Source organism: Enterobacter sp. BRE11, assembly GCF_031844285.1.
Lineage (GTDB): Bacteria > Pseudomonadota > Gammaproteobacteria > Enterobacterales > Enterobacteriaceae > Pantoea.
Genome location: NZ_JAUZUX010000017.1, coordinates 1 through 15,821, shown reverse-complemented (window position 1 = coordinate 15,821; position 15,821 = coordinate 1). Strand labels below are relative to the sequence as shown.

Here is a 15,821-nt window from a genome sequence, read left to right as displayed (position 1 = left end):
CGGTCGGGCGGTCAGACCTGGCCGCTCGCCTGATTCCGGCCGTTGCGCTTGGCTCTGTAAAGCGCGCGGTCGGCCTCTTTTTTCAGCTGTTCAGCCTCTGCCGGTTTGCCTTCAGAGACCAGCGAACTGTAGCCGGCGCTGATGGTCACGATACCGAGCGAGACTTCCGTACTCTCATGCGCGATGCCCATCTCCATCACGCTCCTGACGGCGCGCTCTGCCACTATCTTCGCCTCGGACTCGTCGGTGTTCGGCATAATAATCGCGAACTCTTCGCCGCCGTAGCGCGCGACCACATCGCCGTGAAAATGAACGCTCTCTTTCAGCGCGTGGGCGACATCCTGCAGACACTCGTCGCCGGCCACATGTCCGTACGTATCGTTAAAGCGTTTAAAGCAGTCGATGTCGATCATCACCAGCGCGATCGGGTCGCCGGTTTTCAGCGATTTAAGTAACCCCTGCTCAAGCAGCGCATCAAACTGCCTTCGGTTGGCCAGGCCGGTTAAGCCGTCGACCAGCGCCAGCGACTGCAGCGTGTGATTGATGTTTGTCAGCTCATCGCGCACGTAGGTTAATTCAATCTGATTTCTGACGTTGGCGCCCACCTGGCGCAGCAGCATGATGCCCATGCCGGTAATAGCGCAGAGCAGAGCCAGGTTAAGCAGCAGGTTAACCAGGTTTCCCGCCAGCCATTCCCGACGAATGCTGTCGCGGTCGTAGCCCGCCGTGACGATCAACGGATAGCGCTCCAGCCGGGTGTAGCCAAACACGCGCACCACGCCGTCCAGCGTAGAGCGCCAGGTGGCGTTGCCGCTTGAGGCGGCCTTAAGCTCCGTTTTAAACAACGGGCTGGACGCCAGCGTCCGGCCGATAAAGGCGTCAGGGAACGGGCGAATATATAAGACAGAGGAATCCGCCAGGATCAGCCCCAGGGTGTCTTTATTGCCCAGGGCGAAATAGCTGTAATACTGACGGAAATAGTCAACCCGCACGGTGGCCAGCGCGACGCCGGCAAAATGGCCCTGGCTGTCGTTCAGGCGAACGGAAACCGGGATCACCAAATCGCCGGTTGAGCGGCTGCGGATGACCCGACTGATAAGCAAATTCGTATCGTTATGGGTCCGATGCCAGATGAAATAGGCGCGATCGGCATTACTGGCGTTCGTCGGAACAAAATTGCCGGAGGAGGCGATCCAGTGCCCCTCGGTGTCGTAAATGAAGAGCCCGTGCAGCTGCGGTAGCTTAGCCTGCTGCTCTTTTAGCTGGTGCAGGAAAGCCGGCGTTGCGGCGTACTCATTGCCCCGCTGCCGGAGCTGCCGGACCGCATCCGCCAGGGTGATATCTACCTGCAGAAACGCATCTTCCGCCTGCTTCGCCAGCGAAACCGACAGGTTGCGGGCGTCGTCGTTTTTTTCGCCCACCGTCTGCTGCCATGAGTTCCATAACGACCAGGCGTTAATGGCGATAACAAAGAGGCTGGTGAGCAACAAAAACACGGCCATGCTTTTGCCGAGAGAGGTTTTTAACAGGGCGACGCCGGAAGCGCCTGATTGAGTTTTTCGCATAGTTAAGGGGGATATCAGCGCATGCGGCAAAGGTCAGTAACGCATAATACATTAATTATGCTCAGGTCATAATGGTTAGCCGCATGCATTCTGAGCGCGCGCAGGTGCATGAGTCGCCTTTCAAAAAACGAATAAGTCATTCTCGCCTATACTTCACCGCGTTTGCTGGAATGTTCAGTCGCGCTCAGGTTTGCCGTTCGCGCGGCGGCGTATTCAGGCATAACGAGACGCATGATTTTTATCATTTTATTCTTACAGGGGATTTGCTGCCATGTTGCATTCTCAACCTTCACGCGCCGGCACGCTGCTGCTCCTGCTGGCGGCCGCGATCGGCTTCGCGCTGGCGCTCTACGCCTGGCTGACGCCTCTGACTGGCGTCACCGGCACCATCGGCGCGCTCGGCGTGGCGATCGCCAGCGTAGTTCTGGCTTTGCTGACGCTGATTTTGCGCGCCGCGTCAGGGCGCGGCGCACGCATTTTCTGGGGCATCGTGACGCTGATTGTGCTGGTGGGTATCGGCTTTGCCGCCTTACTGCTCCATCAGGGGATCATTACCGCCGCCATGGTACTTGGTCTGGCTGGTCTGATCCTTCTCGGCCGCCGTCCCGCCCGTCACACCACACCTGCCAGAGCCTGAGGAATTGCCCGTGCATAGCGATAAACAAAAGCAGCTGATGAAAGTCAGCATGACGGCGCTCGCGCTGCTGATGACGCCACTCACATTACAGGCCGAGGATAAGGCCGCCGAAGCTTCTCAGGGAACGCAGGAGAAGCTTAATGTGGATGCCGCCGATCAGCAGTCGCCCGGCACCACGAACACAACTAAAGAAGCCTCTTCCGAACAGGATGGCAAAAAGGTCGCGTCCGCCGCTAATACGGCGTCGCCGCTGGTGCCGGAAAAAGCGACCTGGGACAGCTTCCACGGCCAGCTTAACGCCCAGAAGTACAGCCCTCTCAAGCAGATCACGGCCGATAACGTCAGCAAGCTGGAAAAAGTATGGGAATTTCATACCGGCGACGTCTCCGACGGCAAAGGTAAAACGCCTGCCACCGTCTGGTCGGCCACGCCGGTGTTCGCCAACGATACGATTTACATCGGCACGCCTTTTTACCGGCTGATTGCGCTCGATCCCGGCACCGGGAAAGAAAAGTGGCATTACGATACGAAAGCGCCGCGCGAAGCGCTGACTCAGCCGGTCCTGAAGAACCGCGGCGTCTCTTACTGGCAGGCGAAAAACCCGGTTGCCGGGCAGGCCTGCCAGAAGATCGTTTATATGGGCACCGTTGACGGCAAACTCTATGCGCTGGATGCAGACTCCGGCAAACCATGCGAAAAATTTGCCGATAAGGGCGTGCTGAACGTCGAGCAGTGGAACACCCTGAATGCGAAATTTCCGCTGTCGCTGCTGCAGCCGCCCACCGTGGTCGGCAACCATCTGATCGTCGGCTGGGCGGGTAAAGACTGGGCCTATGCCGAAGCGCCTCCGGGCACCGTCTTCTCCATCAATGCCGAAACCGGTCAGCGCGAGTGGACCTTTGACGCCATTCCCGCCGACATCAGAAAGCGCACCGGCACCGCCAACGTCTGGACCCATATGTCCGCCGACGAGGCTAACGGGCTAGTCTATCTGCCGGTCTCTTCGCCTTCGCCTAACTACTGGGGCGGCAATCGCGTCGACGCCATTCCGCTCGGCACCTCAACCACCGCGCTTGATGTGAACACCGGCAAAGTCGTCTGGTCGCGCCAGTGGGTGCATCATGACGTCTGGGATTACGACATCAACTCCGCGCCGACGCTGATGGACATCACGGTCAACGGCAAACCGATCCCGGCGCTTATCCAGGCCACTAAACAGGGCTTCCTGTTCGTCGTGAACCGCCTGACCGGCGAAGATGTCTGGCCGATCGAGGAGCGTCCGGTCCCGCAGGGCGACGGCTCCGTTCAGGGCGAGAAACTTTCGCCTACTCAGCCGTTCCCGACCAAACCGGCGCCTTTGCTCGATCAGTCTAAAAAACCGGAAATCTGGAAGCTGGCCGATATCGTCGGCGCCGGGCAGTGCTCGCGTCTCTGGGATAAGCTGACCTATGAAGGCATGTATACGCCGCCAACCACCAAAGGCGAGGGGGCATTAACCTATCCTGACAGCGCCGGCGGCGTGCAGTGGGGCGGTGTCGCCTTCGATCCGCAGAATCAGATTGCGGTGGTGAACACCTCGCACATCGTGCAGTACGTCAAGCTCTACAGCCGTGAAGAGTATAATAAGGCGGATAAAGACTCCGGTAATGAGAGCGGATTCGCGCCGCAGGAGGGCGCGCCTTACGGGATGCGCCTGAACGTGGCGAATAACTGGCTCGGCATGCCGTGCTGGCAGCCGCCGTTTGGCGAGATCGTGGCGCTGGATATGCACACCGGCGACGTGAAATGGCGACGTCCGGTTGGCGCGTCTCAGCAGTACGGGTTCTTTATGCCGGAAAGCTGGGGCTCGCCCACTATCGGCGGCCCGGCGGTCACCGCAGGCGGCGTCATCTTTATCGGCGCCTCGATGGACGCGAAAGTCCGCGCTTACTCGCTGGCGAGCGGAGAGGAGCTTTGGTCCGATCAGGTTGAAGCGCCAGCCGTGGCAAACCCCTCGGTGTATGAATACAAAGGACGCCAGTATGTCGCCTTTGTCGCCGGCGGCAACACCATACTGAAAGATCAGGTCGGCGACCAGGTCGTGGTCTACGCGCTGCCTAAATAACCCTGCTGGTAAGTTCTGAACGAGAGCAAAGCGATTTGCTCTCGTTCAGAACGTAAAGAAGGCAGGCGACGCGGACGTTAGTTAAACACCATACCGCCGTCGATTAATAAGGACTGCCCGGTCATATAGTCGGAGTCGGGACCCGCCAGGAAAGAGACGCAGGCGGCGACATCTTCCGGCTCGGACAGTCTCCCCAGCGTAATGCGTTTAGCAAATTCCCGCGTGCCGTATCCCGCCGGCTCTCCCGCCGCCTCCGATATCTGCTTGTCGATCGCTTCCCACATCGGCGTTTTTACAATGCCGGGACAGAACGCGTTGACCGTAATGCCCGCAGCAGCCAAATCTTTAGCCGCCGTTTGCGTCAGCCCGCGCACCGCGAACTTGCTGGAGCTATACACGGCCAGCTCTGGGTTGCCGACGTGGCCCGCCTGAGAACAGGCGTTGATAATTTTCCCGCCGTGGCTTTCCGCGGCGAACGCCTGGATCGCCGCCTGCATGCCCCAGATAACGCCCTTCACGTTGACGTTATACACCTTATCGATCACCTCTTCGGTGATATCGGCGATCGGCGTAGAGGGCGCGACGCCGGCATTGTTCACAATGACGTCGAAGCCGCCCAGCGCGCGTCTCGCCTCCTCGACCGCCGCAAAGACGCGATCGCGCCGGGCGACGTCGACCTGCAGCGCAACCGCCTTGCCGCCGGCGCGGGTAATCGTCTCCGCAACCTGCTGCGCGGTGTCGGCATTATAATCGGCGACCGCCACGGCAAAGCCGTCTTTCGCCAGGCGTAATGCGATCGCCGCGCCGATGCCCTGACCGGCGCCGGTAACAAAAGCCACTTTATTTTTCATAACGCTATCCTTTTAAGGTTAGATCAGAGCAGCTGGCTGAGATGAAGCTGTCCCATCAGCAGCGGGTTGTCGCTGTAGTCGACGGGAAGGGCAACCACAGCCGGCCCGTTCACATCCATCGCTTTGCGCAGCGTCGGCTCCAGCTCTGCCGCGCTGTTTACCGCAAACCCGGCCGCGCCGAAGGCTTCGGCATAGGCTTTAAAGTCGACCGGGCCGAAGTTGACGCCGGAGAGGCGCTGGTACTTTTTCTCCTCCTGGATGGCGACCATGTTGTAGGCGTTATCGACCCAGATAATGTGCAGAATGTTGGCCTTCAGCCTGACGGCGGTTTCCAGCTCCATGCTCGACTGCAAAAATCCGCCGTCGCCTGAGACCGACACCACTTTGCGCGACGGATCCACCAGCCAGGCGCCGATAGCCCACGGCAGCGCGACGCCCATCGTCTGCTGCCCGTTGGAAATCATGATTTGACGCGCGCGGAAGCTGTAAAGATAACGGGCGATCCAGATATGAAAGCTGCCCATGTCGACGGTCAGGCTGACGTCGTTGTTGATGATGTCCTGCATGGCGCGCACGATGCGCAGCGGATGCAGCGCGAACTGATCCAGGCTGGCGCCCTGCATCGCCAGCAGCTGCCGTTGCTGGCGGCGATCCTCCAGCACGGCGGCGGCCGCCTCGCTGAGCTGCAGCGGCGAGGCGATGCGCGCGGCGATTTTACGCACGGTCTGGGCGATATCACCCACCAGCTCGGCGTCAGGCAGGTAGAGATTGTCAGCCTCCGCCGGCAGCACATCGATATGCACCAGCATCGCTTTTCCGCTGTTCCACATCGCGGGCTCATACTCAACCGGGCTGTAGCCGATGGTGATGATCAAATCGGCCTGCTGCAGCAGACGATCGCCCGCCTGGTTGTTAAACAGGCCGATACGTCCGGCAAAGCGCGAAAAGTGCTCCTGACGCACCGCGCCGGCCGCCTGATAGGTGCTGGTGACGGGAATGCGGCTTTTGCTCAGCAGCTCGTGGATCGCCTCGCTGTTCTCTGGCTGGCTCGCCATCAGGCCCAGCAGGATCACCGGATTTTTGGCCCGGGCGATTTCGCGGCTGACCGCCTCGACCAGCGAATCGGGCGCGGCGCCCAGCGTGACGCGTCCCTTGTGCTGCAGCGGCGTGCCTGACACCGGCTGGTCGACGATATCCTGCGGCAGGCTGATAAAGGCGCCGCCGCCGCGGCCGTTCTCAGCATGGCGAAAAGCGTTGGACACGCATTCGGCCAGCGCAGAGGCGTCGGTAACCTCGACGGCGAATTTCGTCACCGGACGAAACATCGACACGGTATCCATGCTCTGATGAACCTGCTTGGCGCTGTCGGAACGCTTCACCGCGCCGCCAATCGCCACCACCGGATCGCCTTCGCTGGTGGCGGTGGCCATGCCGGTCACGAGGTTCGAGCAGCCCGGCCCCGAGGTGACCAGCGCCACGCCGGCGCTGCCGGTCAGCCTGCCGACCGCGGCCGCCATAAAGGCGGCGTTCGCCTCATGCCTCACCGGGATTAGCTGAATAGGGGAATCCACCAGCGAATCGAATACCTTGTCGATTTTGGCGCCGGGAATGCCGAACACATGGTTGACGCCCTGCGCTTCAAGCTGCGCCACCACGAGATCGGCGCCGCTGTTCCAGAGCACGTTGGTTTTTAGCGTTTTCATCATCACCTCAGTTGTTAGCTTTCGACAGCCCGAATGGCTTCATCCAGATCCTGCGGGTTCAGATCCGCCTGCAGAAAATCGCGGTCCTGCGGCAGATCGATCACCAGCTGGCTGATGGCGCCGAACGTCAGCTCTCCTCCTTCCAGCACATAATCGAGGATGTGGCCGCCGCCCTGGCGATCGCCGGTAATAAAGTGTTCGTGGTAGCCTGCGACGTTGATGCCCTGCATATACTGCGGCGTGCGGAAGCCAATCAGTTCGCCCTCCGCCTCGCGAAAGTCGAAGGTGGGCTGATTGCCGAGCACTTCAGGCATGGTGCGATAGGGGCGACACTGGCAGGGCACGGTGCGCGTCTGTACGGCATGAAAGCGGCCACTGATGCGCAGCGCGCAGAACTGGTTATCTGAGGTGATTTTGCTGTCGATAACGCGGTGCACATCGTCACGCGTGGCGGTTTCAGCGAAGCGGTGCTGGTATTCAGGTTTGAAAAATGTCATCACCGCAAAAGGCGTTTTCTGATCGGGCCTGGCAGGACGGGCGCTGCCGTCGGAGCGGAGCTGATACACCTCGCTGTCAAAAGCGATCAGCTCGCCGTCGAGCTGATTAAAAGTGCCCAGACCAAAATCGCCTTTGCGCAGCAGATCCGCAACCGTGGTCGATCCGTCGTAAACCCCGTTAAGAAGCGCGCTCATCAGCGAGGTCTGATAGATAACTTTTTCTGGTGATTTTTCCGCAAGTTTGCCAAGGGTTTCCTTGAACTGATCCTCACATGAACAATCAGATACAATATTACACATATGGTGCCTCACAAACCCATAGTTAAGCCGTGTTAATATCATGTTGGGCCAGTTGGCTCGCAGAATCCAATAGCGAAACCTGTTAACTTTGAGACGTTTTTGATATGGAACTTCGGCATCTACGTTATTTCGTTGCTGTGGCCGAGACGCTGCACTTTACCCGCGCAGCGGAAATGCTGGGCATTTCTCAGCCGCCGCTAAGTCAGCAAATCCAGCGTCTGGAACATGAGATTGGCACGCCGTTGCTGAAGCGCTTAACGCGTGGGGTCGAGCTGACCGAGGCGGGCAGCGCGTTTCTGCCTGATGCGATACAGATTGTGCAACAGGCCGATAATGCGCTGGAGAAGGCGCGCGGCGTGGCGCGAGGCATCAGCGGGCAGATGTCGCTGGGCTTCGCCAGTTCGGTGGCGTTTGGTCAGCCGGTATTCGATTTGATCCGGCGTTTCAAGGCGCGCTATCCCGCCATCACCCTGACCACGCGGGAGGAGAACATGGCGCTGCTGATGCAGGATTTACAGGAAGGACTGCTCGACGCGGCGTTTATTCGCCTGCCCTGCGAAAGCAGCAAAGCCTTTAATCTGAAGGTGATCGCCACCGAGAGAATGCTCGTCGCCTTGCCCGCTGGCCACGCGCTTGGCCATCAGCGAAGCGTGGCGCTGTCGCAGCTGGCGGACGAAACGCTGATTATCTTCCCGCGCGACGTCTCCCCGAGCCTGTATGAACTTATCGTCAGCACCTGTCTGCGCGCGGGCTTTTCCACGGCGCGATTTCAGCAGGCGCCGCAGATCGCCTCCTCTCTCGGCATGGTGGGCGCCAACTGCGGCATCGCGCTGGTGCCGGCCTCTATGTGCTGCGTCAATAACCCGCAGATTGTGTTTTGCGAGATCGAGAACAACACGCTTTATACGGATATCGCCTTTGCCTGGCGACGCAGCAGCACGGCCAGAACGGTATCGCACCTGCTCAGGCTGATTAACGACGCTGAGCAGGCCGCGTCGGGCGAGCCCTCTCCACCCGACGGCGAGTGATCTTCAGCCCGCCAGCGCCGCCGCAAAGTCGCGGTACGAATACAGCGGACGGCCCAGCAGCGCCACCAGCCGCTCGCGATCGCCAGTCTGCGGGATCATGCCGTCGCTAACGTAGCGCTCGGCCATCAGACGCATTTCATAGGCCATCCATTTCGGCATAAATCCCGCCATGTTCGCTTCAAACGCGGCAGGATCGTCGCCGCCGTAGTTAACCGGTCGCCCGAGCGTCTCAGCCCATACCGCAGCGGCCTGAGGTCCGGTAAGGGTATCGGGTCCGACAATATTGATGGTTTCGACCGGCAGTTTGCCGGGAGCCCGGTCGCGTCGTATCAGTTCGATAGCGGCCACCTCGGCAATATCGCGCACATCGACCATCGCCAGCCCGACGTTTCCGATCGGCATCGGATAAACGCCGTGGTTGAAGATGACCTCTTTAACCATCGCGTCGTTATCGATGTAATAGGTCGGCCGCAGGATGGTGGCGCTAAAATTCATCGCCGCGAGCATCTGCTCCGCGCCGTACTTAACGGCAAAGTGGGGAACGTTCACCGCTTTATCCGCCTCGAACACCGAAAGATAGACGATCCGTTCAACGCCGCATTCGCGGGCGACGTTCAGGGTAATGATGGCCTGCGTAAACTCATCGGCCGTGACGGCGTTCAGCAGGAAAAGCGTGCTAACGCCCGAGAAGGCGGCGCGCAGGGCGTCGAGATCGAGCAGCTCGCCTTTAACCGCCTCGACGCCTGGCCCAAAGCCGGCAGCGTCAGGGTTACGCGTCAGTATGCGAACAGCAGCGCCGCGGCTGATAAGCTGGGCGACGACATGGCGGCCGACACGGCCGGTGGCGCCGGTAACAAGAATAGTCATGATGTTTACTCCGTGATGTCAGGTGGGTGTAAACAGAGATTAGGGTGTTTTGTTTAATGGCGGAAGACGCTATTCTCGAGACTCTTTGTTCCATAAATGAGACAGCGTATGGATCTTAACGCCTTAACAGATTTTCACCTTATCGCCGCCTCGGGCGGGTTCGGCGCCGCCAGCCGCGCCAGCGGGCGTTCAAAGGCAACACTGTCGCGGCGGCTGGCCGATCTTGAAGAAACGCTTGGCGTCCGCCTTATTGAGCGCGGTAACCGTCGGCTTGAAATTACCGAGGCAGGTAAACTTCTGCTGGCCAGAACGGCCGGGGCCATGCGCGAAATCAGCGAAGCTGTCGTTATGACGCAGGAGGGCGCGACCCGTCCCAGAGGATGCCTGCGTATTGCAGCACCGCTGCTGTTTTCACAGGTGGCGCTGGGCCAGCTCACAGCCCGATTCCGCACGCGTTATCCCGACGTCCGGATTGAGTCCGTGGCAGAGGACAGGCTCAGCAATCTGGTTGAGGAGCATTTCGACGTGGCAATTCGCATTAATCCCCCACCGGACAGCGCGCTGGTGGGCAGATGCTTTGCCAGAGACAAGCTCATGCTGGTCGCCGCTCCCGGGTTTGAGATGCCGCTCAGCGACGGCGGCCGCCCGCTCCCGGTTGCTGCGGTCGTGATGCCCACGCACAGGGAAGGCGAAATCTGGTCGCTGGATAACGGGCGACGCTGCCTGGTCCCGCAGCCGGTGGCGCAGTTCTCTTCCCTGCTGGCCGTGCGTGACGCCGTAACTGCGGGCGCCGGCGCGGCGATGCTGCCCCAGTCGATTGTCAGTAATCTGCTGGAAAAAGGCGCGCTGATCGCATGGGGAGAGGCTAACGAGACGACAGAGCTGTGGGTGCTGCACACCTCTCGCCGCCTGCAGAGCCCAAAAGTCAGCGCCTTCGTGGCATTCATCTGCGAGCAATATCCCGGCGGCTGGTTTACAGCCTGAACCCGCGGGTTTAACCGGCGGGTTCAGGTGCATGCCGTTATTGTGCGCTGCCCGACTCCAGCGCACGCTGCAGCCGTTGCGCCGTGTTTTGCTCGCCCCGGCTCTCAAACAGCGGCACCAGTTCGGCCAGCTGCGCATCCGTCAGCCCTACGTTCCGGCTGATATTCAGGTGCGCTTTTAGCTGGGACTCCACGCCGGTCATGGCTGCCAGCGCGCCTACGGTCGCCAGCTCCCGGCGTTTCCAGTCGAGGTTGTCGCGGCTGAAAATATCGCCGAAAAGATGAACCTTCAGATAGCTATCGATGGCTGGCGCGAAATCGAAAAGCGCGCCTTTGACCGGGCCGCCAGCGAGCGTGGTTTGGTTCTGCGTGCCGACCGCCAGCATCTCTTCAGGCTTCGGCAGCGGCCCTGGCGGGTTGCCCTCTGCATCGTTTTTACCCTGCTCACGACGCGCCTCAACGACTTTCATCAGCTCAGCCAGCGCATTCAGGCTACGGGGAAAACCGGCATAGGCGTAAAGCTGGACCAGGATCTCACGACAGTCGCTGATGGTGAGACCGGCATCCAGCCCCTGGTGCAGCGCAGCGTTCAGTGCGGGTATGTCGCCCGTCGCAGCGCTGGCGGCAATCGCCGCCGTCTGCTTCTGCGGCGCGGTAAGAGGATGTTGCTGCTGGGTCAGCATGGTTCTGTTCCTTATCGAAGTGGGACGGGAAGCTTCTTCGGCAGCGCCGCTGGAGCAAAACAGCGCGACGCAGAGCGCCAGCAGGCTCCCCATGCGCCGCCGAATCGTTATGCCGTCAAGATTTATCACGAGACGCATACTGCTCGTCGCTGACGTGCTCCATCCAGTCAACCGCTATGCCTTCCTGCGCCTCGGCAATGGCGATATGCGACATGCTGTTCTGCGGCGCAGCGCCATGCCAGTGCTTCACGCCCGCCGGGATCCAGACGATATCGCCAGGCCTGATCTCGCGCGCCGGACCGTCCCATTCCTGAACAAAGCCGAGCCCTGAGATGACAATAAGCGTCTGGCCGAGGGGATGGGTATGCCACGCCGTACGGGCGGAAGGCTCAAACGTCACGGTCGCGCCGCCCACGCGCGCCGGATCGCCTCCCTGAAACGGCGAGTCAATGCGCACCGTTCCGGTGAAATAGTCTGGCGATCCCGGTACCGAGGGTTTTTCTCCACTTTGCATGATGGTAATCACAGGTGTCTTCTCCTTTGAGTAAGCAGCTGAACAGGCCAGTGCGAGGGACATCGCAGCAGCGGCAAGGGTCTTCATATGGCTCCAGTTCTCAGTACAGGGAGCAACGTCAGGCGCCAGCCCCGCTGGTGGATAGTCAGTTCAGTGTAGGCTCCGTAAGATTGTTTGATAAGATGGTCAAATGTGAATGCGTATGTGCAGAATATTCAACAATGGTCCCTGAAAATCTCAACGACCTGCGCGTCTTTCTTCATGTGGCGCGTGAGAAAAACTTCACCCGAGCGGCCGCGCAGCTCGGCATGTCGCGCTCTGGATTGAGCCATGCGATTACGGCGCTGGAGGCGCGCCTTGGCGTCAGACTGCTGACGCGCACCACGCGCAGCGTCTCCCTTACCGAAGCTGGCGCGCGGCTCTATAACATGCTGCTGCCGATGCTGCGCGAACTCGACAGCGAACTTGCCTCGCTTCGCGCGCTGGGTAAAAAACCGGCGGGCACCGTGCGCATAACCGCGCACGATCACGCCATCGAGTCCGTGCTCTGGCCGCGACTGCGGCCGCTGCTGAAGCGCTATCCCGAGATGCAGATCGAATTAAGCGTGGACTATGCGCTGACCGATATCGTGGCGCAGCAGTTTGATGCCGGGGTGCGGGTCGGCAACGTGGTCGATAAGGATATGATCGCCGTCAGGATCGGTCCTGACTTTTATATGGCGGTAGTCGCCTCGCCAGATTATCTGCAGGATAAAACGGTGCCGGAAACGCCAGCTGAGCTGACGACGCATCAGTGCATCAATCTGCGGCTGCCGACACGCGGCGGGATCTACGCCTGGGATTTTGAAAAAGCGGGCAAAGCGTTATCGGTGCGGGTGCAGGGACAAACCGTTTTTAACACGACCGGGTTGATGCTGCAGGCGGCGCTGGATGGGCTGGGGCTCGCTTATGTTCCGCTGGATCTGGCGCAGCACTATATCGAAAGGGGAAAATTAGTGCCGGTTCTGCAGGCGTGGTGGCCGCTTTTTCCGGGATACCATCTTTACTACGCCAGCCGCCGTCAAATGATGCCTGCGCTGACTGAAGTGATTAACGCGCTGCGCTACAGGGAAACCTGACGTTAATAAAGCGTGCGAATAAGCGAATTTAGCTGAACCATCATGGAAAAAAACGGTCAAAGGCTGTTGGCTGCACACCTCCAGGCATGACATTAACGCATGGCTAAACAACAGGGGGATAACCTGATGTATTTGCGTGTTAATTCAGCGCTAAAATCGCCCTGTTTCCTGCATTACTGTACCGTTCAGCGCATCTTTTCCCGGAGTTTCACACAGGCTGTCCACTTTTTCTGTGGATAACTTAGCGGCTTACTCTTCACTGTTTTCCATCAGATCAACCATTGCGCCTTTGTGCGCTTCCACATAGCGGATATAGCGCATCAGGGTTTCCGGTTTTTTCCAGGTCCCTTCCTGCATGATTTGCGGAACAGAATAGCCTTTGCGCGCCAGATCCTGCGCGGCGCCCACGCGCGCGCTGTGGCCGCTCCAGCGGCGATAGCGATTTTTGTTCGGCTTCATGGTCGTGGTATGCCCGGCAGCCTCCCACGCACGGGTGAAAATACTCTTCAGCGCGGGCGTGCTCATGGGTTCGTCGGTCACGATCATCACTTTGCCTGAGCGGTGCACCGGCGCAAAGAGATAGGCATCGGGTTCATTAATCAGTCCCGATGCCATAATCCACTTTGTCAGCACCGCTGACGACTTCGACCCCAGCGCTTTCACCAGGCTGCCGGTGTCCAGAATGGTTTTGGTCCAGGAACCTTCCAGGATGATGCGGCCATCTTCGGCGCGAATTACGTCGCCAACGCGAAAGCGCGCCACTTCACTGATACGCATTAACGTACTGTACGCCACATGGAGAAAGGCGAGATCGCGCAGGTGACGCAGGCTCGCATTTTCTGCCCATGCAGCTTCCACCTTTTGCAGATCGCTTAGCCGGAAAGGAACCGCCTGGCCGGTGCGCTCGCCGGAGACCACCGCCACGCGATTGATCTTTTTTACCGCACGCGAGACCAGCGGCGAGGTCGATGGCGGCACCAGCCCGGCGTTACGGTGTAACATCGTGATCAACGACTGATGCGTGCCGATAGTCGATGACGCGCGCCCGATAGACTGCAAATAGCTCAGGTAGTCGCGCAGATCTTCAGGCGACATAGGAAGCAGCACGCGATTGTTGGCCAATGCCCAGCGGTGACAGACGCGCATTACGCTCATCAGCTGTCGCCAGGTATTGGGCGCAAACGCATCTTTATCCTGTACGAACTCGCGCAGGCGTTGCGCAAGGTCGTCATCCGACTGAGAAAGCGGGAGCAGGGCGTGTGAGGTAATTAATCCATCCATATCTGTTCAATTTGTCCGCAATTCAGCTGGGGATCGCGCTACGTGAATTCTGAAAAAAAAGCAGGGGTAAACTGCTGCAGATTTTGCGTAGCGTTGTCATTTTAAGGCACATTGGTTGCCTGTTTTAATGTCCGGACATCGTTTTCAAGAGAAAGACGGAGGGCAAATAGCGCTTTCGCTCAGGATCCAGACCGGATCCGCATGATAGCGGGTTTAGGAAGGGATGTCGCTGGGTTTGTATAAGTCTTGTTATATGAAGTTAGAAATTTAGCTCACCCATGATGGATAGTGAGCAGGAGGCACAGGCAGAATCAATATTTAAATATGCTGACAGTTTCAAATAAAAAACAATTCAATTAGAGGCCTAAAATTGCAGATTCAATAACAAATACTGAACCTGCAACTCACCGGCTTTGAATCAGGCTTTGGCTAAAAATCGCGCCCGCCAGGGCTTAAGTACCCATATGGCAAGTAAAGCACAGGCAATGTCCAGAGTAATGGCGCTGCCAAATACTATGCTCCAGTTATGCGTATGCTGATAAAGCAATGCCGCTACGGGACCACCGAATATAGAACCAATACCCTGAGAAATATAAAGCCAACCGTAATTCTCCGTAGCGAAGCGAGTGCCAAAGGTGTCCGTTAAGGTTGCCGGGAATAAAGAAAATATCTCTCCCCAGCCAAAGAAAACTACGCCGGAAAGTAAAACAAATAACACAGGATCACTTTTACATAACAGCCACAACGTCATAGCAATGCCTTCAAGACCAAAAGCAAAAAACATCATTTTTTCACGACCAATACGATCGGAAATGTAACCACAAAAGGGTCGTGTAAGGCCATTCATCAAGCGGTCTATGGTCATGGCCAAGGGTAAAGCCGCCATCCCCAAAATTGTTATTGAAGTGATGCCAAAGTCTTCAGAAAATATAGCCATCTGTGACGTAACCATAAGTCCTGATGTAGACATCATGGTCATCATGATAAACATCAGCCAGAATATGGGCTGCCGTAGCATTTCTTTTGAGCTGAAACTTTTGGGAGCGTCAGCTGATCGCTGCCCTGCGCGCGATTCAATACTATCTTTTGGCATCCTTAGCCCCTGGCTGGCAATAAATCCAACGGATGCCATCATAATGCCAAACTGCCAAAACGTCTTTTCCAGTCCTGCTGTAGCGAGCGAGGCGGTGACAGGAAAGGTTGTTAAAATGGCCCCCATTCCATAACCTGCTGCCACCATGCCCGTTGCAAATCCTCTTTTTTCAGGGAACCAGCGAACCATTAATCCGACCACACCGATATAAACGATGCCCGTGCCAAGACCACCAATTACTCCATAATAAAGGTAGAGTTCAAAAAGCGAGTCAAGCCGTGAGACGAGCATCCAGCTAATACCGGCCATCAGCGTCCCGATGGTGATAAGCACGCGCGGGCCAAAACGGTCAATTAATTTTCCCTGAAGCGGGGAGAAAAACGTCTGAAGGATGATTAAAAGTGAAAAGGTGATCTGAATTTCTGCCAGTGGCGCGTGTAATTTTTCCATCAAAGGTCGGGTAAAAAGCGCCCAGACATATTGCGGGCTGGAGATTGAAATCATGCACACCAACCCCAAAAAGAGTTGCGCCCATTTCTTTCTGTAGTGGGAAACCTCTACCTCTGATAATACTGAACTTGACATCATCACACTCCG

At 58.1% G+C, this 15,821-nt stretch carries 14 protein-coding genes; 5 read left to right on the top strand and 9 right to left on the bottom strand.

Features of this window, described 5'->3' with window-relative positions:
• Nucleotides 1-11 precede the first annotated feature (11 nt).
• Complete coding sequence (locus Q9R34_RS17315; protein ID WP_224481799.1) at nucleotides 12-1,565, bottom strand: sensor domain-containing diguanylate cyclase; 1,554 nt, start codon at nucleotides 1,563-1,565, stop codon at nucleotides 12-14.
• A 271-nt stretch (nucleotides 1,566-1,836) separates the two neighbouring features.
• On the opposite strand from Q9R34_RS17315, the gene Q9R34_RS17310 reads away from it, so the two are divergent.
• Entirely contained in the window at nucleotides 1,837-2,202 is a 366-nt protein-coding gene (locus tag Q9R34_RS17310; RefSeq protein WP_033755676.1) for a hypothetical protein, read from the top strand.
• 49 nt (nucleotides 2,203-2,251) lie between these two features.
• On the top strand, nucleotides 2,252-4,306 hold the full coding sequence (locus Q9R34_RS17305) for a pyrroloquinoline quinone-dependent dehydrogenase (protein WP_369799195.1): 2,055 nt from the start codon (nucleotides 2,252-2,254) through the stop codon (nucleotides 4,304-4,306).
• Nucleotides 4,307-4,383: 77 nt separating this feature from the next.
• On the opposite strand, the gene Q9R34_RS17300 is transcribed toward Q9R34_RS17305, so the two are convergent.
• Genes Q9R34_RS17300 through budA form a run of 3 tightly spaced genes read right to left on the bottom strand, consistent with a single transcriptional unit; the run spans nucleotide 4,384 to nucleotide 7,657 of the window.
• Nucleotides 4,384-5,157: a (S)-acetoin forming diacetyl reductase gene (locus Q9R34_RS17300; protein ID WP_033792418.1), complete on the bottom strand. Its 774-nt coding sequence runs from the start codon at nucleotides 5,155-5,157 to the stop codon at nucleotides 4,384-4,386.
• 23 nt (nucleotides 5,158-5,180) lie between these two features.
• On the bottom strand, nucleotides 5,181-6,860 hold the full coding sequence (gene alsS, locus Q9R34_RS17295; RefSeq protein WP_033755671.1) for an acetolactate synthase AlsS: 1,680 nt from the start codon (nucleotides 6,858-6,860) through the stop codon (nucleotides 5,181-5,183).
• 14 nt (nucleotides 6,861-6,874) lie between these two features.
• Nucleotides 6,875-7,657, bottom strand: coding sequence for an acetolactate decarboxylase (gene budA, locus Q9R34_RS17290; RefSeq protein WP_103797213.1), 783 nt, complete (start codon nucleotides 7,655-7,657; stop codon nucleotides 6,875-6,877).
• 104 nt (nucleotides 7,658-7,761) lie between these two features.
• Between budA and Q9R34_RS17285 the strand changes: the two genes are divergently transcribed.
• Nucleotides 7,762-8,685 carry a LysR family transcriptional regulator gene (locus Q9R34_RS17285; protein ID WP_033755669.1) on the top strand — a complete coding sequence of 308 codons (924 nt, stop codon included), beginning with the start codon at nucleotides 7,762-7,764 and terminating at the stop codon, nucleotides 8,683-8,685.
• Nucleotides 8,686-8,688: 3 nt separating this feature from the next.
• Here the strand turns inward: Q9R34_RS17285 and Q9R34_RS17280 are convergent, their stop codons facing one another.
• Nucleotides 8,689-9,552 carry an SDR family oxidoreductase gene (locus tag Q9R34_RS17280; protein WP_103797214.1) on the bottom strand — a complete coding sequence of 288 codons (864 nt, stop codon included), beginning with the start codon at nucleotides 9,550-9,552 and terminating at the stop codon, nucleotides 8,689-8,691.
• Between the two features lie 108 nt (nucleotides 9,553-9,660).
• On the opposite strand from Q9R34_RS17280, the gene Q9R34_RS17275 reads away from it, so the two are divergent.
• Entirely contained in the window at nucleotides 9,661-10,536 is an 876-nt protein-coding gene (locus Q9R34_RS17275) for a LysR family transcriptional regulator (protein ID WP_033755664.1), read from the top strand.
• 37 nt (nucleotides 10,537-10,573) lie between these two features.
• Here Q9R34_RS17275 and Q9R34_RS17270 read toward each other — a convergent pair whose 3' ends face one another.
• Nucleotides 10,574-11,356 (bottom strand): carboxymuconolactone decarboxylase family protein, encoded by a 783-nt coding sequence (locus Q9R34_RS17270; protein WP_224481800.1) that lies wholly within the window; start codon nucleotides 11,354-11,356, stop codon nucleotides 10,574-10,576.
• On the bottom strand, nucleotides 11,334-11,819 hold the full coding sequence (locus tag Q9R34_RS17265) for a (R)-mandelonitrile lyase (RefSeq protein WP_103797216.1): 486 nt from the start codon (nucleotides 11,817-11,819) through the stop codon (nucleotides 11,334-11,336). The genes Q9R34_RS17270 and Q9R34_RS17265 overlap by 23 nt, the downstream gene beginning before the upstream one ends.
• Nucleotides 11,820-11,953: 134 nt before the next feature.
• Between Q9R34_RS17265 and Q9R34_RS17260 the strand changes: the two genes are divergently transcribed.
• On the top strand, nucleotides 11,954-12,850 hold the full coding sequence (locus tag Q9R34_RS17260) for a LysR family transcriptional regulator (protein WP_485895306.1): 897 nt from the start codon (nucleotides 11,954-11,956) through the stop codon (nucleotides 12,848-12,850).
• A 249-nt stretch (nucleotides 12,851-13,099) separates the two neighbouring features.
• On the opposite strand, the gene Q9R34_RS17255 is transcribed toward Q9R34_RS17260, so the two are convergent.
• Nucleotides 13,100-14,131: a tyrosine-type recombinase/integrase gene (locus Q9R34_RS17255; RefSeq protein WP_103797218.1), complete on the bottom strand. Its 1,032-nt coding sequence runs from the start codon at nucleotides 14,129-14,131 to the stop codon at nucleotides 13,100-13,102.
• 418 nt (nucleotides 14,132-14,549) lie between these two features.
• On the bottom strand, nucleotides 14,550-15,812 hold the full coding sequence (gene oxlT, locus Q9R34_RS17250; protein WP_485895434.1) for an oxalate/formate MFS antiporter: 1,263 nt from the start codon (nucleotides 15,810-15,812) through the stop codon (nucleotides 14,550-14,552).
• Between the last annotated feature and the right edge of the window lie 9 nt (nucleotides 15,813-15,821).

Excerpts from the sequence above, each read along its gene's own strand:
- Q9R34_RS17300 (WP_033792418.1), bottom strand. The coding sequence starts at position 5,157 with ATGAAAAATAAAGTGGCTTTTGTTACCGGCGCCGGTCAGGGCATCGGC.
- Q9R34_RS17305 (WP_369799195.1), top strand. The coding sequence starts at position 2,252 with ATGACGGCGCTCGCGCTGCTGATGACGCCACTCACATTACAGGCCGAG.
- Q9R34_RS17285 (WP_033755669.1), top strand. The coding sequence starts at position 7,762 with ATGGAACTTCGGCATCTACGTTATTTCGTTGCTGTGGCCGAGACGCTG.
- Q9R34_RS17260 (WP_485895306.1), top strand. The coding sequence starts at position 11,954 with ATGGTCCCTGAAAATCTCAACGACCTGCGCGTCTTTCTTCATGTGGCG.
- alsS (WP_033755671.1), bottom strand. The coding sequence starts at position 6,860 with ATGAAAACGCTAAAAACCAACGTGCTCTGGAACAGCGGCGCCGATCTC.
- oxlT (WP_485895434.1), bottom strand. The coding sequence starts at position 15,812 with ATGATGTCAAGTTCAGTATTATCAGAGGTAGAGGTTTCCCACTACAGA.
- Q9R34_RS17280 (WP_103797214.1), bottom strand. The coding sequence starts at position 9,552 with ATGACTATTCTTGTTACCGGCGCCACCGGCCGTGTCGGCCGCCATGTC.
- Q9R34_RS17255 (WP_103797218.1), bottom strand. The coding sequence starts at position 14,131 with ATGGATGGATTAATTACCTCACACGCCCTGCTCCCGCTTTCTCAGTCG.
- Q9R34_RS17275 (WP_033755664.1), top strand. The coding sequence starts at position 9,661 with ATGGATCTTAACGCCTTAACAGATTTTCACCTTATCGCCGCCTCGGGC.
- Q9R34_RS17265 (WP_103797216.1), bottom strand. The coding sequence starts at position 11,819 with ATGAAGACCCTTGCCGCTGCTGCGATGTCCCTCGCACTGGCCTGTTCA.
- Q9R34_RS17270 (WP_224481800.1), bottom strand. The coding sequence starts at position 11,356 with ATGCGTCTCGTGATAAATCTTGACGGCATAACGATTCGGCGGCGCATG.
- budA (WP_103797213.1), bottom strand. The coding sequence starts at position 7,657 with ATGTGTAATATTGTATCTGATTGTTCATGTGAGGATCAGTTCAAGGAA.
- Q9R34_RS17310 (WP_033755676.1), top strand. The coding sequence starts at position 1,837 with ATGTTGCATTCTCAACCTTCACGCGCCGGCACGCTGCTGCTCCTGCTG.
- Q9R34_RS17315 (WP_224481799.1), bottom strand. The coding sequence starts at position 1,565 with ATGCGAAAAACTCAATCAGGCGCTTCCGGCGTCGCCCTGTTAAAAACC.